Raw genomic sequence first — 23,537 nt, 5'->3', positions numbered from 1 at the left:
TTCTTGGCATATGATGGAGGATAAATATGGGAAAGATAACTTTAATAACAGGCGGCAGTAGAAGTGGAAAAAGTACCTTTGCAGAGAAAATCCTTGAAAATCAAGATGACGTACTTTATATAGCAACTGCTGTAGTTACGGACAGTGAAATGGAAAAGAGGATCGAAAAGCATAAACTAAGAAGAAATCAGAAATGGGGAACTTATGAAGGCTTTACTAAGTTAGATAAGGCTATAGAAAAATCCAGCAGTAAGTACATAATGTTAGAATGTATAGGAACTATGGTAACTAATATAATTTTTGAAAAAAACTATGACTTTGACAATATTACATCTGATGACATAGAAAAATTAGAAAAGGATATAATTAAGGAAGTAGATAATATAATATCTTCTATAAAACATAGTGACAAGCATATTTTAATTGTTACTAATGAAGTAGGATATAGTGTGGTATCTGAGTATAAGCTCAGTAGAATATTTGTAGATATTTTAGGAAGGGTGAATCAGTTTATAGCTCGCTTTAGTGATGAGGTATATATGGTAGCTTGTGGTTTGCCTATAAAGCTGAAGTAAATAATTTTTTATTTGGAAAGGTTAAATGATATGAAATATAATAGAAAACTAAATGTGTTTCTAATTATCATAATTATAGTTTCTATGATTCCTTTAACTGCTTGTGTAAAAGACAATGTGCAGCCTGTTTCAAAAACTGAATATATGCTTGGTACTATATGTACTATAACTGTATATGACAATAAACCTGAGTCAGTTATAGACAAAGCTTTTACCAGAATTAAAGAAATTGAAAATAAGATGAGTGTAAATAAACCTGGCACAGAATTGGATGCAGTGGCAGATGCTGCAGGCAAGAATTTTGTCAAAGTATCCAAGGATACATTTTATGTTTTAAAAAAGGGAAAATACTATTCAGAGCAGTCATCAGGGGCTTTTGACATAACAGTTGGACCTTTAGTTAAATTATGGGGAATAGGAACAGATAATGCGAGACTTCCTTCTCAAAGCGAAATAGATGAAAAGAAATCACTTATCAATTATAAAGATCTACTATTAGATGAAAAGGATAGTAAGGTAATGCTAAAAAGACAGGGTATGTCTTTGGATCTAGGCGGAATTGCAAAGGGGTATTCTGCAGATGAGGCTGCGAGAATATTAAAAGAAAATGGAGTTAAACACGCCATTGTGAACCTGGGAGGGAATATTTTAGCTATAAATACTAATACTAACGGAAAACCATGGAATATAGGAGTACAAGACCCTTTTAAAACAAGAGGAGATCCTGCTGGAGGCTTAAATGTTACAAATAAAACTGTAGTAACTTCAGGCATATATGAAAGGTACTTCGAAAAAAATGGAAAAAAATATCACCATATATTAAATCCCTTTACAGGGTATCCTATGGATAATAATTTAGCTAGTGTTACTTTGGTCACAGATGTTTCCATAGATGCCGATGCCATGACTAAAAATATATTTTATCTAGGAGTGGATAAGGGAATGGACTATGTAAACAAAAAAAATGGATTACAGGCTATATTTATTACAAAGGATAAAAAAGTTTATATTACAGATGGATTAAAAGGTAATTTTGAAATTACTAATTCGAATTTTAAGCTTATGGATAAAAAATAATTTTATTCTGATAAATGGCATGAAAAGGGTAGAAGTAGAATATATAATTGCTGCACATTATAATATGAAACTGGTAATTTACAATTTGAGAAAGAACAAATAATAAATAGCAGAGAATTATATATAAAACTTGATATATGACAAGTTTAGTAGTATTATGATGGTGACAATATCTATTAGGTAATAATGTACTTAAATAATAGGTACAGACTTTAGTTTTATATTTATCCGATATCTACTAGAAAACTCCTAATAGGAAAGGTTAATTGATAAAGTTTGTGCATAGGGTAGTTCATTGTATAAAATATATTTAATGTAATTATAATAATGTAGGTGGAGGTATTTAATATGTCTGAAATAACTAAGGATATGACTATAGCTGAAATTATTAAAATGAATCCAAAAAATGCGGAAAGATTGATGACTTTTGGAATGGAATGTGTGACTTGTGGTGAATCTCAAGGAGAGACATTAGAAGAAGCTGCAAACGTACATGGATTAAATGCAGATAATTTAGTAAGGGCATTAAATGCACTATCTTAGAATTAGAATTTGTTAACAAAAAGTATATTAAAAAATTAAATGAATATATAAATTAAAAAGTGAGGTTAAAAATTATGGCAAATATATCTAAAGATACAACTATAGGTGAAATAGTAAAAATGAAGCCAGCATATGCTGAAACATTGATGAATTTCGGAATGGGATGCATAGGCTGTCCTGCATCTTTAGCAGAAACAGTTGAAGAAGCTGCTGCAGTACATGGTATTGATGTTAACAGTTTGGTTAAAGCTTTAAATGAAGTAGAAGATAAATAATAAAAATTGAAATTAAAATAGATAGGATGAAAATCCTATCTATTTTTGCATTTTGTTGTATCAGCAAGTCTACAGCCAGTACATTTATCGTCACAGGATTCCAGATGAATCATTACTTCCGTATTTTGAAGTGAGTGACTCATTTCATTTTCTATGTCATCACATAATTTATGAGCAACCTTTATATGCATATCTTCAGGAAATACTAAATGCACATCTACATATCTTTTATTCCCAGATTTCCTAGTTCTTAATCTGTGGAAACTGCAATATCCGGAACTGTATTTAGATATACAATCTTTTACAATGCTGATTTCCTTATCAGATAATTTTACATCTACTAATGGATTAAAAGCTTTTTTTAACAGACATAAAGCTTCCTTTAAAATAAATAAAGCTACAATTACGGCTATTACAGGATCTAGAAAATGCAGTTTTGTAATCCATATTAGAAAAAGCCCTATGCCAACTCCAAGGGAAGTATATACATCTGTTTTAAGATGAAGGGCATCTGCTTCTAAAGCAATAGAGTCAGTTTTTTTAGCTACTTTATATAATCTTTTGGATACTAAAGAGTTTATTGCAGCAGAAAAAAACATAACAAAAAATCCTAGACTGGACGAAGCTACTTCTCCTCCGCTTACTATCTTTTTTATAGCTTCTACTATTATCCATACAGATGCAGAAAATATAAGCAGTGCTTCAATTACACCAGATACATTTTCGAACTTACCGTGCCCGTAAGGATGCTCTGCATCTGCAGGCTTGGATGATATTTTAACAGAAAAAAACGATATTATAGCTGCAATTAAATCCATAGTTGAATGTATGGCTTCTGATAGGATACTAACTGATCCTGTAATTATCCCAACTATTAACTTCATAGTTATTAAACATGTATTAGAAATTATAGAAAGTCTTGCTGTCTTTACTTTTTCATCCATTTAAAAAACATCTCCTCTAAAATTTAGCAGTTATCAAGTGATAAGAACTAATACCTATTATAATAGGACAAAAATCATTATAAGTCAATAGAAAACTACTTCGATATGTATTCTCAATTGATAAAGAAAATTGACTTCAATATAAGCTAAATGATAGGAAAATAAACACACAATTTATTATATGTAAGTTGAATAAATATGATTATAGGTATTCTAAGTAAAAAATCAACTTATACTCCGGATATTTTTACAATCTTCAGCTCGTTAAATATTTGGGTAAGTCTAAGTAAAAAATTCTAAAAAACCTAAGAACTTTTGAAAACTCGTACCTCAAACAATTCAAAGGTTCTAAGTTTTTACGAATTTTTTTCTAAGACTTATATACAAAAATTTAAAAGAACTTCATTATTGTAAAAATATGCCTGCATATAAGTTGATTTTTAAGTTAGAGTGCTCATATAAATCTAAATCTATATAGGACTTCTAATTGAAATTTAAACTTATACATAAAATGTAATGACAAAATTGAAAGCACCTTTAAAAACTTTTCTATAAGTCTTAGCGAGGCATTTTAGAAAATCTTAGGAGCTTAGATATGTTTGAGGTACGAGTTTATCTAAGGTCCTTAGATTTTCCAAATGCCAAGCTTTAGACTTGTCAAAAGTTTTTATGGTGCTAAAATTTGTCATTACATGCTTTGTATAAGGTAACTTTCAATCTAGAAACCCTATATTTAAATTGGGAGAAAATTAGCCACCCAAAGTTATATCCTGGTCATTATACCATTTTAGAGCATGCATTAAATGTTCCATTTTAAAATCAGGCCAATAGTCATCTATTATGTAAAAATCTGAATATACAGATTGAACTGGTAAAAATCCGCTGAGTCTTCTTCTACCACCCCATCTTATTATTAAATCTACTCTTGATATATCGTGGGAATTTAGACTGGATATAACGGAATGTCTATTTGTAGTTGATAAATTTTTAGTTTTACCTAAGTCCCATTCCCATCCGTAATTTACTAAAAAATTAACCTTTATTCCCCCTTTACCGAAGTCTTTTCTAACCATGTAAGGAAGAAGTTCTTTTGGAAACATAGGAGAGTCAGAATTTCCAACTACCAAAAGAGAAGCATTTTCTTTTGAAAGTATTTTTACAGCTTCTGTACAAGCTTTGGTGAAGGCTTTGGTCTGGATTGATGGTCTTTTAGTATTATCTGTAGTGAATCCATAATAGGTTAATTCATTTATCCCTAATTTTTCACATAATTTAAATAATTCTATTCCAGGTTTTAGACCAAAATTATATCCTTTTTCTTTACTTAACCCTCTTTTAACTGCCCAGCGCCTGTTTCCATCTGGAATTATACCTATGTGATTTGGCAGTGCCATTTTTACATCCTCCTCTAGTTTAAGTACTAATTTAAATTATTACCAAGAGTTGGATTATTATTCTACAATGAAAATTAAATATAAAAAACTACACAGTTTTTTATATTATACGAGTAAATCCTTCTCCTAGTACTTCATTTACATCATTTACAGTAATAAAGGCCTTGTCATCTAAAACTTTTATATAATTTTTTAACTTTAAAAACTGTTTCCTATCTAAAATGGTGGTTATAACTTCTTTATTGCTATTTTTATAGGCTCCTTTGGCGTAATAGATAGTTGCACTTCTAGATAGCTCATTTACAATATATTTTTTTATATTTTCACCATTGTTACTTATTATAGCAACTTGCTTATAGGAGTTCAAACTTAATATAACTTTATCAATTATAGTAGAATTCAATATTACTCCAAGAATCGCATACATTCCTTTACTTACTCCAAGTATTAGGGTTGCTGCTATAGTTATTGCGATATCTGCCATTAGAATAGATTTGCCTATGCTTATTTGAGTATATTTGTTTATTATTTTTGCAATTATATCTGTCCCACCAGTAGAGGCGTTTAAGTTAAATACAATTCCCATACCTAATCCACATATGAGTATGCCTAATATAAGTTGAATTAAAGTATCATTGCTGAAAGGCTTTATATTAGGATATATTTTTCCCATTAAAAGTACAAGAGCAGATATAGAAAAACTACAAAATATGGTTTTACCACCAAACACAGGTCCTATTACAATTATACCAATGGTAAAAAGTATAACTTCCATGCCCATCATTAAAAGACCTATTGGAATACTTGGAAATATACTGTTTATAATTATGGCGATACCGCTTGTTCCTCCAGCTGCTATATGATTTGGAGCTAGAAAAAAATAAGTGCCAAAAGCTACGAAAAGTGAACCTACTAGTATAAGAAAAATATCTTTCAAATTTATTTTCATAAGTAAAAGCCTCCTATATATAATTTCTATTTAATTTCATAGTTTATTCATCAAAAAAAGCACATAAAACCCAAGTAAGAATTCTTAGATTTATATGCTCTCATTACACACAAATTCATTGTGAGAATGTCTTTTAAAATTTACTTCCAATAATATTATATAATGATAAATATTTTAATGTCAATATGATCTTAACGTCATATTATTTGCGGAATATGGACTTAAATAGTATGTATAATAAGCGATTTCATCATTTAACTTGTATTATTTAATTAGTAATATTATAATAAAATAGTAAAGTAAATAAATGTATAAAAGCTATTAAACTTATACAAAATTTATCAAGTTTCGCAGCAAAGCTTTATCAAGGAATCTTACTTAGTGGAAGTGTTAAAGTAGGTAGCCATCAGATAAAATTTAGAATAGTGGGTGATTTTTTTATGCAAGATGTGATTCTTACAGAATCAGGTAAAAAAAAGTTAGAAGATGAATTAGAATATTTAAAAACAGTTAAAAGAGTAGAAATCAAGTTAGCGTTGAAAGCAGCACGTGCACAAGGTGATTTAAGTGAAAATGCAGATTATGATGCTGCAAAAGATGATCAATCTATGACTGAGACTAGAATACAGGAACTTGAAACTCAGCTCAAAAATGCAGTAATAATAGAGAGTTCTTCAGAAGCAGATGTATTTGATATAAATAAAACCGCATTAGTAAAGTTTTGTGACGTAGATGAAACTGAAGAAGTTACCTTAGTTAGTACAGTAGAAGCAGATGTTAAAAATATGAAGATAAGTATAGAGTCTCCTTTAGGAAAGGCACTTTATAAACTAAAAGTAGGTCAAAAGGCAACTGTGGCATCTCCTGATGGAAGTTATGATGTGCAGGTTGAAAAATTATTGTAAAATAAGTGTGTTGAATGTTTTATTTTTATAAGTTAAATTGATGAAAACATGTTGACAAATAATTAGCAGTTTGCTACAATTTATTAAATTAAATAATAAGTTCTTATCAAGAGCGGCTGAGGGACTGGCCCTATGAAGCCCGGCAACCTGGATGTAATCCAACGGTGCCAATTCCAGCAGGTATTACCTGAAAGATAAGAAGTGGAAGAATATTAATCTTCCTGTAGGCTTATCTACAGGAAGATTTTTTTGAGTATCAATGAATCTTACTTAGTGGGAAAAGCAGATATCCCAAATCTTTGATTTGGTGATAGTCGCTTTCGCTGTGTGCAAGCAGATATCCCAAATCTTTGATTTGATGATAGTCGCTTTCTCTTTAGAGTTTTACGTATCTCACTAAGCTTAGATGAATTATCTAGGGGCGTAGCTACTGTTACCTCCCACTTTGATAGAAGCAGGAGTGTTACAGTAGGTAGTCATCAGACAAAAAATGGAGGGATAAAAATATGAGTGTAGAAAATGTAGTTAATTATTTTTTAGAGAAGGGATTGGAAAATCCAGTATTTAAGTTGGAGTCAAGTGGAGCAACTGTTCAAGAGGCTGCGGAGACTATACATACAGATCCTAAGTATATAGCAAAGACTCTAGCATTTAAGCTTAAAGATGAGGATATACTCATAGTTATGAGAGGAGATCTTAGAGTAAGCAATAAGAAATTTAAAAAGAATTTTAAAATCAAGGCAAAAATGCTAGATCATGATGAGGTGCTCCAAATTACAGGTCATCCTGTGGGAGGCCTGTGTCCTTTTGGATTAAAAAATAATATTAAAATTTATTTGGACGATTCAATAAAGGACTTCGATTATGTTTATCCTGCAGCAGGATCTAAAGAATATGCACTTAAAATAAGTCCATCAGAAATAAGTGAGCTTACAAAAGGAGAATGGGTAGATGTAGGAGAATAAAATATCTATGTAGGTATTTTAAGGGAAAATAAATCTATACTTCGAACATTTTTTACAAACACAAGTCCGGTTAAATATTTTGATAAGTCTAGATAAAAAGTTCTAAAAAAACTAAGAACTTTCGAAAACTCGTACCTCAAACAATTCAAAAGTTCTAGATTTTTTAAAAATTTTTTTCTAAGACTTATATACAAAATATTTAAAAGAGCTTCATTATTGTAAAAATATTCCTGCGTATAAATTGATTTTTAAGTTAGAATACTTATAGGGTTTTTAATATAAAAGTTAACTTATACATAAAATATACTAACAAAATTGAAATCACATTTAAAAACTTTTTTTATAAGTCTTAGTGAGGTATTTTAGAAAATCTTAGAAGCCTATATATGTTTGAGGTACGAGTTTATATAAGCTTATTTAGATTTTCAAAATACCGAGCTTTAGACTTATAAAAAGTTTTTAGTGTGATGAAATTTGTTAGTATATGGCTGGTATAAGTTAACTTTCTACTTAGAAACTCTGTATTTTAATTTAAAACTACCTCTTCTTTTTTACTGAAAATCCGAATTTGCCTAGAGGCTTTGAATTTATAGGAAAGTATTCTCCGTGAGAATAACATATGAGATCAGCTTTTTCTAAATGTATTTTACCCTTATTGTCTATTAGATTTTCATCTACATGAACTGATAAAATTTCAGCTATAAATAAATGATGGCTTCCAAGAGGAATTATGCTTTTAACCTTGCATTCCATGTTAACAGCACATTCTTTAATACAAGGAACGGATATTTTTTCGCTTTTTTCTAATTCTAATTTACATTCTTTTATTTTATTAAAGTCTCTGCCAGATTTTACACCGCATAAATCTACAATTCTGGTTAAATTTCTAGAAGGAAGGTTTACTGCAAATTCCATTGTCTCTTTTATGTATTTATAAGACAATCTTTCTGGTTTTATGGCTATAGTAATCATAGGGGGTTTGGTACACGCATTACCTACCCAGGCAGCAGTGAACACATTTATATCGCTATTTTTACTTTTTGAAGTTATAAGTACTGAAGGTACAGGATTCAGCATACAACTGCCTTTAAAAAATATTTTAGACATTGCAAATCTCCTTTTCTACTAAATTATTATTTTAAAATCTATTTAATATGAAGTATCATGGTAAATATTATTATGATAAAAATTTTTGTGATTTTATATATTTATATATAATTTTTGTATATAAAAATTTGTAATTATAATTTAGAAACAATATTTTTAAATTACAAAAAGCCCCAAAACCCTTAAATTGAGACGTATTCCTTGGGACATAGGGCTTAATTGTTTTATTATAAGACGTTTAAACAGTATACTTAAAGTGAACTAATGAGATTTTTTGCTTTTAGCCACTTCAACCGAAACTCTTCTTCCCTGAAGCTTTTTACCATTAGTCTTTTTCAATATAATAGAAGAGACTCTTTCTGGGACATTTATAAATGTAAATTTATTTAGTATATCTATATCACCTATTTCATAGGCTTCAACTGAAGAAGTTTCACTTATAAATTTTAAAAGCTTTCTAGGAGTTAAATTATCCATTCTACCTATTGAGAGAAATAATCTAACATCTTTTTCATCTACAGTTAAGGAATTTTCTTTATAATCAAAGCTCAATTCTTTATCAAAAATTATTTTCATAAGAGCAGCTGCTACGTCTACTAGATTGTACTCTTCATCTAATTCAGTTGCTATAGGAATAAAATTTTTATAATTGTCTTCAGATATAATGTTTCTAACTTGTTCTTCTATATTTTTATACTTGGCTTCATAGATATCATCTACTGTAGGAATTTCCTTCCTTTTTATCTTACTTTTAGTAAACTTCTCTATTTGCTTTAAAAGTATGTATTCTCTAGGTGTTACTAAAGAATAGGCAATACCTTCTTTGTTTGCCCTTCCGGTTCTTCCAATTCTATGAACATAAGATTCTGTATCCTGTGGAAGGTCATAATTTATAACGTGGGAAACATTTTCCACATCTATACCTCTTGCAGCTACGTCTGTGGCAACTAAGAATTCAAGGGAACCTTCTTTAAACTTTCTAAGGGTATTTAATCTCTGGTTCTGTCCCATGTCACCGTGCATACCTTCTACATTGTATCCTCTAGCTTGCAAACCTTCTACTAATTCATCTACACCACGTTTAGTTTTGCAAAATATTATGGCACTAGAAGGTTCATCTACGTCTAGAATTCTACATAAAGATTCAAATCTATCTTTTTGTTTTATCTCATAGTAATATTGTTTTGTTTTATCTACAGTTAATGTGTTCTTAGCTATTTTTATACTCTTAATATTTGACTTCATATACCTGGAAGATAATTTTTTTATCTGATCTGGCATAGTAGCAGAGAAAAGCAATGTCTGTCTGTCAGAATTTGTGGCTTTTATTATGTTTTCTATATCTTCTATAAAACCCATATCCAACATTTCATCTGCTTCATCTAATATTAAAAATTCTATATTACTAAGATCTAAAGTTTTTCTCTTTATATGATCAAGTATTCTTCCAGGGGTGCCTACTACTACATCCACACCTCTTTTTAAAGATCTAATCTGCCTGTCTATAGGTTGACCACCGTATATAGGTAATAGGGCTACTTTTTTGAATTTAGCAATTCTGGACAACTCATCATTTACTTGAATTGCAAGTTCTCGGGTGGGAGTAACTATAAGAGCTGAGATGTGTTTGCTTTTGGTAGTTATCTTGCTTAACATAGGTGCTCCAAAAGCTAAGGTCTTTCCTGTACCTGTCTGCGCCTGACCAATTACGTCATTTCCATCTAGTATTACAGGGATTGATTCAGCTTGAATTTGAGATGGTTCTTCAAATCCCATATCATCAATTGCTTGAAGAACCTTAGGATCTAAATTTAAATCACTAAAATTAATATTTTCCATTAAAACTCCTCTTTCTTTTTTATATTACAAAACAAAGTTTATCATATCATAGTATATACATATTATCAAATTTTAATTTAATTTTCTGTAATTGACAATTAGTCTAATTTTATGCTCTTTCTATTTGACTGTATATAAATTATAATATAATGTACGATAGTTTTTATTTAAAGAGGAGAATTTATATGTTTGATGCTAGACAAAAAGTTTTACCTAATGGTATAAAACTTATTACTATAAAAAGAGATACTTATATAGCGGCTTTTCATGCTGGAATTAAAATAGGAGCTATATATGAAAGTGTTCAGGAAAAGGGTATATCACATTTTATTGAACATATGCTTTTTAAGGGTACTAAGTCTAGAGACAATAAAAAGTTGAACAATGATTTAGAAATCCTGGGGGGAGAATATAATGCATATACAGACAATAATTCTACAGTGTATAGTATTACATCATTAAGGGAAGAATTAGAAAAGTCTGTGGAAATTATTTCTGATATGTTTATAAATTCTGTATTTCCGGATGAAGAAATTGAAAAGGAAAGAGAAGTTATATTATCAGAAATAAAAAGCAATAAAGATGATATAGAAACTTATAGTTTTGAAAAAGTAAATAAACTAGCTTTTAAAAAAGGTCCATTGAGATATGATACTGCAGGAGATGAAGAGGGAGTAACTAAATTTACAAGGAAAGATTTAATAGAATTTTATAATAATTATTATGTTCCTAATAATTGCTTCATAACCGTGGTTTCTTCTTATGAACACGAAGAGATTTATGATTTGATATGGAAATATTTTAAAGACTGGAAGTACAGAAAATTTACTAGAAACGACATAATAATTGAACAAAATATACCCTGTAGGGAAGTTTCTTATAAAAAAGATATAGAACAGAGTACTATTGTGTATCTTTTTACTTTTTATGGATTAAATAAAAAAGAGGAATTGGCACTTAAAATATTGAATCATAGATTTGGTGAAAGCAGCAATTCTATTTTATTTAGAAAACTAAGAGAGGAAAAAGGACTTGCTTATGACGTATATACGGATTTGGATTTAACTACGGGAGTAAAGACTTTATATATATATACTTCAGTCAGTGAAAAGAATATAAAATCTGCTATGGATACTATAGAAAAATGCATATATAAAGTAAAGAATGAGGAAATAAAATTTGATGATAATACTATAAACTTAATGAAGAAGATATTAAAAACTGCAGTAGTGTTTACCCTTGAAGATGTCACGGATATAGGAAACTATGTTTTACATCAGGCTATAGAAGGTGAAAGTATATATAAATGTGTTGATGATATAGATGAAATTGAGAGTATAACTAGAGAAAATATATACGAAGTGGCTAGAGCTGTCTTAAAAGATCCAACGGTTCATGTTTTAAAAAGAGAATCTAAACGCAGCAGTTTCCACTAATGAAATTATGTATAATATGGGGGAGGGCTAGGTTGAGTAATTATACAGTAACTAAAATTGAATTACAAAAGAAAAATAAAGGTAGGGTAAATGTATATATAAATGAAGAATTTGCATTTGCCTGTAGTGCAGAACTTGTGTATAGTTATGGCATATCAAAGGGAACGTCTGTTGATATGAATTATTTAAAAAGTATAATTGAAGAAGATAATTTTATAAAATGTAAAAGTTGTGCATTGAAAATTATAGAGAAAGTTTATAAAACAGAAAAACAGATTAAGGATAAATTAGCTCAGAAACAATATGATGAAAATGCTATTTCAAGAACTATAAAGTTTTTAAAAGAATACAAATTCGTAGATGATGATAAGTTCACAGAACTTTATATAAAAGAAAAAATTTATTCTCAAGGTAAAAATAAAATAAGATATTCCCTTATTAAAAAAGGAATAAGTGAGGATATTATAAGTAAAAGATTAGATCTTATAGATGAAGAACAGGAGGAAAAAGCTGCTTTTAACATAGCAGAAAAAAAGTATGCTATGCTTATAAAAAGTGAAAACAACTTAAGAAAAGTATATGAAAAATTGGGAAACTACTTGGCAAGAAGCGGATATAGTTTTGAAAAGGCAAGGACAGTATCGGATAAAGTCATAAAAAAGTATGCCAAGCTAGAAGATGAGAAAAAGCAAAGTTTTCAAGAAAATATGCAGGAAAAAAGTAAAGATGAACTATATAATCTGGCAAGTAAAAGGTATAGAATAATAACTAAATCAGAAACAGATAGAAATAAAATATATAGGCGGCTTGGAGAATATCTTTTAAGAAGGGGGTATTTATGGACAGACATAAAGAATACATTAAATGAATTATTAAAAGATTAGAATGCTTGTATATGAAGTGATGTGCAATCACTATTAATAAATTTTTTGCCATTTAGAGGTGATTATTATTATGAAAGTAAACCCTATAACTTTAATGATAGGGGTAATATTTTTATATCCCATCATAAAGGGATTTTTATTTAAGTTTTCTTCTAATGATTTAAAATTAGATATTGATGATGTAAGCAGAAGCATTTCATTTATAATATCTCTGATAATAGGGATATATTTTGGTAAAAAGATATTTATACAGCATGACCAGGGTATATACCAAGAGATATATAATTTAATACCTCAAAATCTCACACAATATTTTGATAACAATAACTTTATAGTATATGCAGTTCTGCTTCCCATTCTAATATTTATATGTTATAGAATAATAAAATTATTTTTTAATTTAGTAAATCGTATTATTTTCTACCCTGTATTAGATAGTATAGATAGGTTTTTAAGGCCAAAGGGAAATATGTTCAAGAGAATAGCAGGAATGGTATTTGAGCTGCCTAAGGCAGTATGTTATGCTCTTTTAGTTGTATTTGTGTTAAATATAATGTCTATACTAAATGTAAGTCCTAAATTGAGCACATACTTAGAGGGCTCAAAGCCTTATAAGAGCATTTGCAAAGAAGTAGTTATCCCTGTTACCAATTCTACTATTGCAAAACAACTGCCAAATGTAATAAATAATTCTTTTAAAATAGTAATAAGAAATGCAAATTCAAATGAAACAAAAAATGTAGATCAATTAGATAGAGTTAAAAATGAAGCGAATACAGTAGTTTATTATAATGGAGTTACTTTAGATGAAGGAGTAAAATCCAATAGTGAAATAAATAGTTTAGCTAAAGCACTTGCCTCAGAAGGGGGTAATACCAATGAAAGAGCAGAGATGTTATATAATTGGATAGGTACTAATATAAGCTATGATCATGAAAAGGCAAATAAAGTGTTGAACAATGAATTCAATGTAAAATCAGGTGCAATCCCAACTTTTTATTCTAAAAAGGGAATTTGTTTTGACTATTCTTGTTTGTATGTAGCTATGGCTAGAGCCAATAACATGAAAGTAAGGCTTATAACTGGAGAGGGATTTAATGGAATAAGCTGGGTGAGCCATGCATGGAATCAAGTATATATTCCTGAGGAAAGCAAGTGGATAAATGTGGATACTACCTTTTACAAAGGGGGAAACTATTTTGACAGCAGGAGATTTCAACTTGATCATAAAGATGCACAGATAGCAGGAGAATGGTAGCATAAGTAAGTTCCACTCATATTATGTTAGAGTGGTACTTACTTATTTTGATTTTGTTATATAGTTTTTCAATATGGCATTTATTGCTTTTTCACAATCAGAGTCCTCATTATTCAGGCACCATGCATTGTTAAAATATATGAGGGCTTTTTTGTTATCTTTTAGCATAGTGTAGCAATATCCCAGGTTAAAAAAGTATTTACTTTCTCTCTTTATATTTAGAGCAGAATTTAATAAGTTAATTGCTTTTTTATAATCTTTAAGTTTTATGAAGCATACTGCTGAATTATACAGTGAGGATGCTTCATTATCTTTTAATTGTATTGCCTTTTCATACATATCAATAGCTTTTTTGTAATCTCTGTCATTGTAGTATTCGTTAGCCTTTTGAAAGTAGCTCATTTTGATCCTCCTCAGTTTCTATGGAATTTCATAGTTCTCTAGTAAATTTATATCCATATTTTCTAAAAATATTCCATTTATATTTTAAAAATGTACTTAGAAACTTTATATTATTATAGAATCTAAAGGATTTTAAACAAGTGATACAGTATTTTTATAGTAAGCTATAATTGCTCATATAGAGAATTGGGGGATGAGGTAAAATTGAAAAAACATTTTGCAAGTCTTCATATGTCAGACCGAAAATGTCAGGAAGAATACATACGAAGAATTCATAAAGTGCAGGATTACATCGAGTATCATTTAGGACAGTCTCTGTCCATTGAGGAACTTTCCAATGCCGCCGGATTTTCTAAATATCATTTCAGCCGGATCTTTCAGGGTATGTTACATGAACCGTTAGCACATTATGTGAACCGAATTCGCATGGAGAGAGCATTGTTTCTGTTGGCACACCGGGCAGATAAAAATATAACGGACATTGCTTATGAACTTGGGCTTTCGGATTCAGCTGTATTTTCTCGGGCATTTAAGAATTATTATGGCATTAGTCCAAGAGAATACCGGAATGAATATAGCAAGAATTGCAAAGAATCTTTTTTATTGTCTGAGTACAATAAGGATACGGCAAAGAAAGAATGGGCGAGTAATCCATTTTCTGTTACCGGGAAGATTACCATAGAAAATCTGGAGGAAAAACAGGTTGTTTATGTAAGGCATACAGGTACCTATGAGACATTAGCAAAAGAATATGCCAATCTGATAAAGACGTTATTTGTTTATGCAAAGAAACAGCACCTTCTCGTGGATGGCCAGAATTGGCTGCTTGCCATGTATCATGACAATCCGGAATTTGGAGAGGAGAGCCAGTTCCGCACCAGTTTGTGTCTAACGGTACCGAACGACATTCGGGTTCAGGAAGACGGAATTCTTGGAAGGATGAAATTAGAAGGTGGTCTGTATGCCATCGGACATTTTCAGATTCAACAGGAACAGTACAGTGATGCCTGGAATTACATGTATCAGGAGTGGATAACAGGTAGTGGTTATGTTCCAAGAAACTATTGTCCATTTGAAGTGTACCGTAACGATGTTTATGCCAATGAGAGTCATATCCATGAAGTGGACATCTATCTTCCTATTGAGCCCATTCATTTCTAACATGCTGCAAATAAATTTAGAGGTGAGGATATGGAAGAAATCAAGTTTCAAAAAATACCAGATGAGCTTATAGTTAATCGAAATTCCAAGATAGGGGGTATCTTATATGCTATTGAAGACGAAAATGGAAAAGATAATAAATAGCAGCTATAGTAATATTGGAGGAATAATAGTATTAAAAGATGGTAAAACACTATATGAAAACTATTTTAACGAATGTACTGCTACTAACACTTTCCATGTTTTTTCAGTGACCAAAAGTATTATTTCCATATTGATTGGCATTGCCATAGATAAAGGTTATATCAAAGATATCAACCAGAAGGTGCTGGATTTTTTCCCTGATTATGCAGTTAAAAGAGGAGAAAAAACGATACAGAATGTTACACTTAAGGATATGCTGACAATGACAGCTCCGTATAAATATAAGTCAGAACCATACGCAGAATATTTTGCAAGCGATAACTGGGTAAATAGTGCACTTGATTTATTAGGAGGCAAAGGAAAAATAGGAGAATTTAGATACACTCCTCTCATAGGACCAGATATTTTGTCTGGTATTCTTGTAAAAACAACTGGACAATCTGTGCTTGATTTTGCAGCAAAATATTTATTTTTACCACTGGACATTCATGTGGAAGGCAATATAGTTTTTCATAATAAGAAGGAACAACTTGACTGGTATAAAGAAAAAAATGTTAGAGGATGGGTTGCTGACAGGGCTGGAGTAAATACAGCAGGATGGGGTCTTAATCTGACTACTACGGATATGGCAAAGGTAGGCCAATTATATTTAGATAAGGGAATATGGAAGAGTAAACAAATTATTTCATCAGATTGGATAAATGAGAGTACAAAGGAACATAGTATATGTAACCAGTGGAAGCTGTCGTATGGCTATCTGTGGTGGATTATTGATGACAAAGAACATGCTTATGCAGCTATGGGCGATGGTGGAAATGTGATTTATGTCAATACGAAGAAAAAAATGATAGTAGCTATTGCTTCTCTTTTTATACCAAATGCTAAAGATAGATTAGAATTTATTAAAGGGTATATTGAACCACTATTTGAGAATTTTGCATAAACCATGGCAATAATGAATTGTAAGAAAAGCGTCTGATTGCTCCACCGGACTATTTGAGAATCAACTATGTAAGGCATTTTGGAAAACCTTAGAAAATTAAATATGTTTGAAGTACGAGCTTAGATAAAATTCTTAGATTTTCAAAATGCCAAACCTTAGGTTTATTAAAATATTTAATGGATTGAAGGTTATAAAAACATTATGGAAATAAGTTGATTTAATTTACAATCTTGTAATTTAATGAAGCATTATTTTTGTAAGCTTTTTTTCTGCAAACTCTACTGCTCTGTACATTAGGTAAGCTAAAATTGAAAGTATGATTATGCTGACCATTACTGTATCTAACTGTGATATTTGGCCTCCGTATATTATTAAGAAACCAAGGCCTTCTTTTGCTACCAGAAATTCTCCCATTATTACACCTACCCAGGACAGGCCTACGTTTATTTTTAGAGCAGATATTAAAGTAGGTACCGAAGAAGGTATTATAAGATAGGTGAGAATTTGCAGCTTTGAAGCTCCAAAAGTTTTTAGAAGCCTGATTTTATCTCTATCTACAGTTTTAAATCCATGAAATACGTTTATTATGGTCACAATTACAGAAATTAATATGGTGATTACAATGATAGTTGACATACCATTTCCTGCCCAAAATATTATTATAGGTGCTAAGGCAATTTTAGGAAGTGCATTTAGTACAACTATATAAGGGTCAAGTACATCTGAAATGAAGTCAGACCACCAGAGAAGTATGGCAATTATAGTTCCAAGAACTGTGCTAAGTAAAAATCCCAGTATAGTTTCATAACAAGTTATGCCAATATGTCTAAATAGAGTTCCTTCTGCATAGAGTTTTATAAGGTTTTTCCACATTCTAGAGGGTGTACTGGTTAGAAAAGGATCTACCCATCCAAGGTCGCCTGCTATTTCCCATAATGCAAAAAAAGCTATTAAAATTATGATTCTGCTTAATATGACTTTCTTCTTTCTAGTTACTATATTGTTTATATATATTTGGTGTTCCTTGTTGTAATCCAGCATTAATAATTCAACTCCTTCCATATGCTGTTAAAGTAAATTCTAAATTCTGGATCTTCTCTGCATTTTAAAGGAGAATTATAAGATTCACTGAAAGTTATATCAAATATTTTTTTAATTTTAGCAGGTCTTTTTGAAAGTACTACTATTCTATTTGACATAGATATAGCCTCTGCTATATCGTGAGTTACCATTATTACTGTTTTCCCTTCCTTCTTCAATATTTTAAATATTTCATCGCTTATATTTAATCTAGTTTGATAATCCAGTGCTGAGAAGGGTTCATCTAAAAGTAGAACTTCAGGATTTAGGGCAAGAGTTCTTATTAAGGCAACCTTTTGACGCATACCCCCCGATAGTTCATCCGGGTAATAATTTACAAAGTCTATGAGACCATAATTTTTAAGTAGAGAAGTTAACTTGTCTTTGTATAAGTCTGGTGATTTATGTTGTATTCTTATACCAAGAGTTATATTGTTCCACACGCTGGACCATTCAAATAGGTGATCTCTTTGAAACATATATCCAAGTTTTGAGGAAGCAGAAGCTAAGGGTTCATTGTCTATAAATATTTCACCACAAGAAGGTTTTATAAGACCTGCTATTATATTTAAAAGTGTAGTTTTTCCGCAGCCTGATGGACCTACTATGCTTAAAAATTCTCCTTCTTCTACAGAAAAGTTTATATCAGTCAAGGCTTTAGTAAATCCTTTAAGTGAATGGTAGTTCATAAATACATCTTTTACTGTTAATTTACTCAAAATATCATCTCCCGCCAGTTTACAGTTATTAATTGGCATTCATTAGACTTAAGCATTTTCTTTCAAAAGTCTTATTACAGACTATGATTTATTATATGAAGGCTCGTAATTTATTGTTCCTGACGCAAAAACTATAACAGCACAAAATTCAACACATAACTATGAAAATACTCACATATCAATTTATATTATGGTAGTATTTTAAACTTAAAATTAATTAAGGGGTAACATGTGTTATAATATAATTACTGAATTAGGTTTGAACACAGTTTAAATCCAAATTGTATTGTAACTATGCGGCATATTCGTAGAATTATTTTCTAAATATGGGTTGTGATGGCACATACTATAAAGCATATGGATAAAAGCTATTATTTCCTGTTTATTATTAAGTGAAAATATATTACAATATCAATGTACAATTTCAAATTATTATTTTATTAAAAGGTGATTGCTTATGAAAAATTTATTTCATGTAGGTCTTGATGTAGGTTCAACTACAGTAAAAATAGTTATATCAGATATTAAAGATAGTATAGTATATCATAAATACCAAAGACATTTTTCTGATATAAAAAGTACTATAGCTAAAGTTATTAAAGACGCCTATGAAAAATTAAAGGATTCAAATATCACTGTAATGGTTACGGGTTCAGGTGGGTTATCTGTATCTAAGTGGCTTGACATACCGTTTATTCAAGAAGTAGTAGCTTGTACTAATACTATAGAACAATTTATACCGGAGACGGATGTGGCAATAGAATTAGGCGGTGAAGATGCCAAGATAACCTTTTTTGATGGTGGAATTGATCAAAGAATGAATGGAACTTGTGCAGGTGGAACGGGCGCATTTATAGACCAAATGGCATCTCTTCTTCAAACAGATGCGCAGGGACTAAATGAATTAGCTAAAAATTACAAAGTGATTTATCCTATAGCAGCAAGGTGTGGTGTATTTGCCAAAACTGATATACAACCTCTTTTAAATGAGGGAGCTGCAAAAGAAGATATTGCAGTATCTGTATTTCAATCAGTTGTAAATCAGACAATAAGTGGACTTGCTTGCGGAAAAGTTATAAAAGGTAATGTGGCATTTCTAGGTGGACCACTGTATTTTTTATCAGAACTTAGAAAAAGATTTATAGAAACTTTAAAGCTTACGGATAAGCAGGTGATTTTTCCTGAAAATCCTCAATTGTTTGTAGCACTTGGAGCAGCTATTTCTTCTAAAAATAGAAAAGTTATCTCTGCTGAAGATTTAGTAGACAGGCTTCCTAATTTAAGCAATTCTTCAGCAGATGAAATACAAACCATAAGGCCATTATTTAAAGATGAGAACGAATTAAATGAATTTAAGAAAAGACACAGTACCAGTGTGGTAAAAAGAGCAAATTTGAATACATTTAGAGGAAGCTGTTATCTTGGAATAGATGCAGGCTCAACTACGACTAAGGCGGCACTCATAGATGAAGAAGGAAATTTACTTTATTCTTTCTACAAGGGTAATGAAGGCAGCCCTTTAAAGTCGTCTGTAAGAATATTAAAGGATCTATATAAAAAGATGCCTGAAGGTGCACATATAGTAAGTTCAGCAGTTACAGGCTATGGAGAAAATCTTATAAAAGCAGCACTGCATGTAGATGTAGGTGAAGTTGAAACTATTGCCCACTATAAGGCAGCAGAATTTTTCCAGCCTGGAGTAGATTTTATACTGGATATTGGTGGACAGGATATGAAATGCTTGAAAGTTAAGGACAAGGTAATTGACAGCGTAATTTTAAATGAAGCTTGTTCATCCGGATGTGGATCTTTCTTGGAGACTTTTGCTAAATCACTTAATATGAGTGTAGAAGATTTTGCAAAAGCTGCAGAAACTTCTCAAAAACCTGTGGATTTGGGTTCCAGGTGTACTGTATTTATGAATTCGAGAGTTAAACAAGCTCAAAAAGAAGGAGCTTCAGTAGGAGATATATCTGCAGGACTTTCTTATTCAATTATAAAGAATGCTTTATTTAAAGTAATAAAGATGAGAAATTCAAAAGAATTTGGAGAAAAGGTAATAGTACAAGGAGGAACTTTTTATAATGATGCTGTACTTAGAGCCTTTGAAATCATATCTGGCAGGGAAGTAGTAAGACCTGATATAGCAGGTCTTATGGGAGCTTTTGGATCTGCAATTATTGCAAAGGAAAGATATCAGGCTGGGTGTGAAAGTACACTTTTAAGTGAAAATGAACTAGGTAATTTTACATCAGAAGTATCTATGAGAAGATGTGGAAAGTGTGCTAACAACTGTCTTTTGACTATAAACAAGTTTTCCGACGGAAAAGAGTTTATATCTGGAAACAGGTGCGAAAGAGGTGCAGGATTAGAGCGTAAAAGTCAAGATGTACCTGATATTTTTGCCTATAAGTACAAAAGAATATTTAATTACATTCCGCTTAAAAAGGGCGAAGCAAAAAGAGGGATAGTAGGGATACCTCGAGTGTTAAATTTATACGAAAATTATCCATTTTGGTTTACATTTTTCACCGCGCTAGGATTTAGAGTAGAAATATCTTCCCGTTCGTCAAAGAGAATTTACGAACTTGGAATAGAAACAATACCTTCTGAGTCAGTTTGCTATCCTGGGAAGATGGTCCACGGACATATAATGGATCTTATAAATAGAGGAGTAAATTTTATATTCTATCCATGTATACCTTATGAGAAAAAAGAACAAGAAAAGGCAGATAATAACTATAACTGTCCTATAGTAACATCTTATCCTGAAGTTATAAAAAACAATATGGATATACTAAAGGAGAAAGATATCAATTTTAAAAATCCATTCTTGTCTTTGAATAACGAGCCAAAGCTCGCAGAGAGACTTGGAGAAGAACTTAAAGAGTTTAATATACCTCAAAAGGAAATATCTTCTGCAGTGGCAAAAGCTTTTGAAGAGAGTAGAAATGTAAAAAATGATATAAGGTCAAAAGGTGAAGAAGTAATAAAATATCTTAAAGATACAGGTAAAAAGGGCATAGTACTTGCAGGAAGACCTTACCATATTGATCCAGAAATAAATCATGGTATACCTAACATAATAACATCTTACGGTATGGCAGTTTTGACTGAGGATTCTGTGGCACACCTTGGAGTAGTAGAAAGACCTTTAAGGGTAGTAGATCAGTGGGTATATCATTCTAGATTATATGCTGCAGCAAGTTTTGTAGCTAAACAGGACAATATAGAACTTGTACAATTAAATTCCTTTGGCTGTGGATTAGATGCAGTAACTACAGATCAAACTCAGGAAATATTAAATAAATACGGAAAGATATATACAGTACTTAAAATTGATGAGGGTAGTAATTTAGGGGCTGTTAAAATAAGAATGCGTTCTCTTAAGGCAGCTATTGAAGAGAGAGATAAATCTGGTTTTAAACCTCATAAAGTTGGAACTGATTATAAAAAAGTACTGTTTACTGAAGAAATGAGGAAAAAGCATACTATACTTTGTCCACAGATGTCACCTATACATTTTCAATTTCTGCAGGAAGCTTTTAAAGCATCTGGATATAACCTGGAGGTACTACCTTCTGTAGATAAGAAAGCAGTAGATGAGGGACTTAAATATGTAAATAACGATGCCTGCTATCCTTCCATAATAGTAGTGGGACAAATGATAGAAGCATTAAAATCTGGGAAATATGACTTAAATAATACCTCTTTAATAATTTCTCAAACAGGGGGAGGATGCAGGGCTACAAACTATATAGGTTTCTTAAGAAAGGCGCTTAGAGAAGCTGGTATGGAAAATATACCTGTAATATCTGTAAATACAGTGGGATTAGAAAAAAATCCAGGATTTAAAATTACTCTAGGACTTGTAAATAAATCCATGATGGCACTTTTATACGGAGACTTATTTATGAGAGTGTTGTATAAGGTAAGGCCGTATGAAAAGATACCGGAATCTGCAAATACACTTTATAAAAATTGGGTTGATAAGTGCAAGGAAAATGTTAGAAATGGAAGTCACAGCCAATTTAAGAAAAATATATACAGCATAGTAGAAGACTTTGACAATCTTGAATTAAATAAAGTTAAAAAGCCTAGAGTTGGAGTAGTAGGGGAGATATTAGTTAAATTCCACCCTACAGCTAATAACAATATTGTAGATGTTTTGGAAAAAGAAGGTGCAGAAGCAGTAGTTCCGGACTTGACAGATTTTCTTTTGTACTGTGCTTATGATGCTGAATTCAAATACAAATATTTGGATGGAAGTTATAAGGACAATATTGTAAATAAATGGGCAATTAAATGTATCGAATATTTTAGAAGGCATATGAGAAAAGCTCTTGAAAATAGTAAAAAGTTCACTCCACCATCAGACATTGAAGAACTGGCGAAGTATGCTTCTAAAGTACTTTCTATAGGAAATCAAACTGGTGAAGGTTGGTTCTTGACAGCTGAAATGATAGAACTTATAAGAAGTGGAACTAAAAATATCGTATGTATGCAGCCTTTTGCATGTCTGCCTAACCATGTAACAGGTAAGGGAATGATAAAGGAATTAAAGAGAAGATACAAGGGAAGTAATATTGCTGCTATAGATTATGATCCAGGAGCAAGTGAAGTAAATCAGTTAAATAGATTAAAACTCATGCTGTCTGTGGCCTTTAAATCTATGGAAAATGAAACTTCAGTCCAAAAACCAAAAGAGAAATTAGTACCTCAAGCAGCACTTGCTCAAAGTGGAACCAAATAATATGGGGGTTCTAAGCAAAAAATCAACGTATACTCCACATATTTTTTACAATCCTCAGCTCGATTAAATATTTTGATAAGGCTAAGTAAACAATTCTAAAATCTAAGGACTTTTGAAAACTCGTACCTCAAACAATTCGAAAGTCCTTAGATTTTTTTACGAATTTTTTACTAAGTCTTATATG

The 23,537-nt window shown here is 30.9% G+C and carries 20 protein-coding genes and 1 riboswitch; of the genes, 12 read left to right on the top strand and 8 right to left on the bottom strand.

Annotated elements, in window-relative coordinates; genetic code table 11:
- Positions 1-26: 26 nt before the first annotated feature.
- The 4 genes from cobU (at position 27) to WY13_RS13525 (ending at position 2,470) form a co-directional block, all read left to right on the top strand.
- Complete coding sequence (gene cobU / locus WY13_RS13540; RefSeq protein WP_063556157.1) at positions 27-575, top strand: bifunctional adenosylcobinamide kinase/adenosylcobinamide-phosphate guanylyltransferase; 549 nt, start codon at positions 27-29, stop codon at positions 573-575.
- 30 nt (positions 576-605) lie between these two features.
- Positions 606-1,652, top strand: coding sequence for an FAD:protein FMN transferase (locus WY13_RS13535; RefSeq protein WP_063556156.1), 1,047 nt, complete (start codon positions 606-608; stop codon positions 1,650-1,652).
- Between the two features lie 348 nt (positions 1,653-2,000).
- The gene (locus WY13_RS13530; protein WP_063556155.1) at positions 2,001-2,195 is read left to right on the top strand and encodes a DUF1858 domain-containing protein; all 195 of its coding nucleotides are present in this window, start codon (positions 2,001-2,003) and stop codon (positions 2,193-2,195) included.
- 74 nt (positions 2,196-2,269) lie between these two features.
- Positions 2,270-2,470, top strand: a complete 201-nt coding sequence (locus WY13_RS13525) for a DUF1858 domain-containing protein (protein ID WP_063556154.1) — start codon at positions 2,270-2,272, stop codon at positions 2,468-2,470.
- A 35-nt stretch (positions 2,471-2,505) separates the two neighbouring features.
- On the opposite strand, the gene WY13_RS13520 is transcribed toward WY13_RS13525, so the two are convergent.
- The 3 genes from WY13_RS13520 to WY13_RS13510 all read right to left on the bottom strand — a co-directional run bounded on the left by WY13_RS13520 (position 2,506) and on the right by WY13_RS13510 (position 5,757).
- Positions 2,506-3,414, bottom strand: a complete 909-nt coding sequence (locus WY13_RS13520; RefSeq protein ID WP_063556153.1) for a cation diffusion facilitator family transporter — start codon at positions 3,412-3,414, stop codon at positions 2,506-2,508.
- A gap of 749 nt (positions 3,415-4,163) precedes the next feature.
- Positions 4,164-4,808 (bottom strand): undecaprenyl diphosphate synthase family protein, encoded by a 645-nt coding sequence (locus tag WY13_RS13515; RefSeq protein ID WP_063556152.1) that lies wholly within the window; start codon positions 4,806-4,808, stop codon positions 4,164-4,166.
- 100 nt (positions 4,809-4,908) lie between these two features.
- Positions 4,909-5,757 (bottom strand): YitT family protein, encoded by an 849-nt coding sequence (locus WY13_RS13510; RefSeq protein ID WP_063556151.1) that lies wholly within the window; start codon positions 5,755-5,757, stop codon positions 4,909-4,911.
- Positions 5,758-6,197: 440 nt separating this feature from the next.
- Here WY13_RS13510 and greA point away from each other — a divergent pair, with 440 nt between their 5' ends.
- Both greA and WY13_RS13500 read left to right on the top strand, forming a co-directional pair.
- On the top strand, positions 6,198-6,662 hold the full coding sequence (gene greA, locus WY13_RS13505; RefSeq protein WP_063556150.1) for a transcription elongation factor GreA: 465 nt from the start codon (positions 6,198-6,200) through the stop codon (positions 6,660-6,662).
- Between the two features lie 100 nt (positions 6,663-6,762).
- Positions 6,763-6,863, top strand: a riboswitch (SAM riboswitch).
- 305 nt (positions 6,864-7,168) lie between these two features.
- Entirely contained in the window at positions 7,169-7,627 is a 459-nt protein-coding gene (locus WY13_RS13500) for a YbaK/EbsC family protein (RefSeq protein WP_063556149.1), read from the top strand.
- Between the two features lie 537 nt (positions 7,628-8,164).
- Here the strand turns inward: WY13_RS13500 and WY13_RS13495 are convergent.
- Both WY13_RS13495 and WY13_RS13490 read right to left on the bottom strand, forming a co-directional pair.
- Entirely contained in the window at positions 8,165-8,734 is a 570-nt protein-coding gene (locus tag WY13_RS13495) for a flavin reductase family protein (RefSeq protein WP_063556148.1), read from the bottom strand.
- Between the two features lie 261 nt (positions 8,735-8,995).
- Complete coding sequence (locus tag WY13_RS13490) at positions 8,996-10,573, bottom strand: DEAD/DEAH box helicase (protein ID WP_063556147.1); 1,578 nt, start codon at positions 10,571-10,573, stop codon at positions 8,996-8,998.
- A gap of 185 nt (positions 10,574-10,758) precedes the next feature.
- Here WY13_RS13490 and WY13_RS13485 point away from each other — a divergent pair, with 185 nt between their 5' ends.
- The 3 genes from WY13_RS13485 (at position 10,759) to WY13_RS13475 (ending at position 14,151) form a co-directional block, all read left to right on the top strand.
- The gene (locus WY13_RS13485) at positions 10,759-12,009 is read left to right on the top strand and encodes a M16 family metallopeptidase (protein WP_063556146.1); all 1,251 of its coding nucleotides are present in this window, start codon (positions 10,759-10,761) and stop codon (positions 12,007-12,009) included.
- Positions 12,010-12,041: 32 nt separating this feature from the next.
- Positions 12,042-12,893 (top strand): recombination regulator RecX, encoded by an 852-nt coding sequence (gene recX, locus WY13_RS13480; protein WP_063556145.1) that lies wholly within the window; start codon positions 12,042-12,044, stop codon positions 12,891-12,893.
- Positions 12,894-12,963: 70 nt separating this feature from the next.
- On the top strand, positions 12,964-14,151 hold the full coding sequence (locus WY13_RS13475) for a transglutaminase-like domain-containing protein (RefSeq protein ID WP_063556144.1): 1,188 nt from the start codon (positions 12,964-12,966) through the stop codon (positions 14,149-14,151).
- A 42-nt stretch (positions 14,152-14,193) separates the two neighbouring features.
- Here WY13_RS13475 and WY13_RS13470 read toward each other — a convergent pair whose 3' ends face one another.
- On the bottom strand, positions 14,194-14,553 hold the full coding sequence (locus WY13_RS13470) for a tetratricopeptide repeat protein (RefSeq protein WP_063556143.1): 360 nt from the start codon (positions 14,551-14,553) through the stop codon (positions 14,194-14,196).
- A gap of 204 nt (positions 14,554-14,757) precedes the next feature.
- On the opposite strand from WY13_RS13470, the gene WY13_RS13465 reads away from it, so the two are divergent.
- Both WY13_RS13465 and WY13_RS13460 read left to right on the top strand, forming a co-directional pair.
- The gene (locus WY13_RS13465; protein ID WP_242866498.1) at positions 14,758-15,714 is read left to right on the top strand and encodes an AraC family transcriptional regulator; all 957 of its coding nucleotides are present in this window, start codon (positions 14,758-14,760) and stop codon (positions 15,712-15,714) included.
- Between the two features lie 106 nt (positions 15,715-15,820).
- The gene (locus tag WY13_RS13460; RefSeq protein WP_063556142.1) at positions 15,821-16,801 is read left to right on the top strand and encodes a serine hydrolase domain-containing protein; all 981 of its coding nucleotides are present in this window, start codon (positions 15,821-15,823) and stop codon (positions 16,799-16,801) included.
- A 237-nt stretch (positions 16,802-17,038) separates the two neighbouring features.
- Here the strand turns inward: WY13_RS13460 and WY13_RS13455 are convergent, their stop codons facing one another.
- Both WY13_RS13455 and WY13_RS13450 read right to left on the bottom strand, forming a co-directional pair.
- Positions 17,039-17,842: an ABC transporter permease gene (locus WY13_RS13455; protein WP_063556141.1), complete on the bottom strand. Its 804-nt coding sequence runs from the start codon at positions 17,840-17,842 to the stop codon at positions 17,039-17,041.
- Positions 17,842-18,600, bottom strand: coding sequence for an ABC transporter ATP-binding protein (locus tag WY13_RS13450; protein WP_063556140.1), 759 nt, complete (start codon positions 18,598-18,600; stop codon positions 17,842-17,844). Before WY13_RS13450 ends, WY13_RS13455 begins: the two co-directional genes overlap by 1 nt.
- Before the next feature lie 457 nt (positions 18,601-19,057).
- Between WY13_RS13450 and WY13_RS13445 the strand changes: the two genes are divergently transcribed.
- The gene (locus WY13_RS13445; protein WP_063556139.1) at positions 19,058-23,353 is read left to right on the top strand and encodes a 2-hydroxyacyl-CoA dehydratase; all 4,296 of its coding nucleotides are present in this window, start codon (positions 19,058-19,060) and stop codon (positions 23,351-23,353) included.
- The last annotated feature ends 184 nt before the right edge of the window (positions 23,354-23,537 follow it).

The organism is Clostridium ljungdahlii, from assembly GCF_001636845.1.
In the GTDB taxonomy this organism is placed as follows: Bacteria; Bacillota; Clostridia; order Clostridiales; family Clostridiaceae; genus Clostridium_B; species Clostridium_B ljungdahlii_A.
This window is presented reverse-complemented; position numbering and strand designations above follow the sequence as displayed.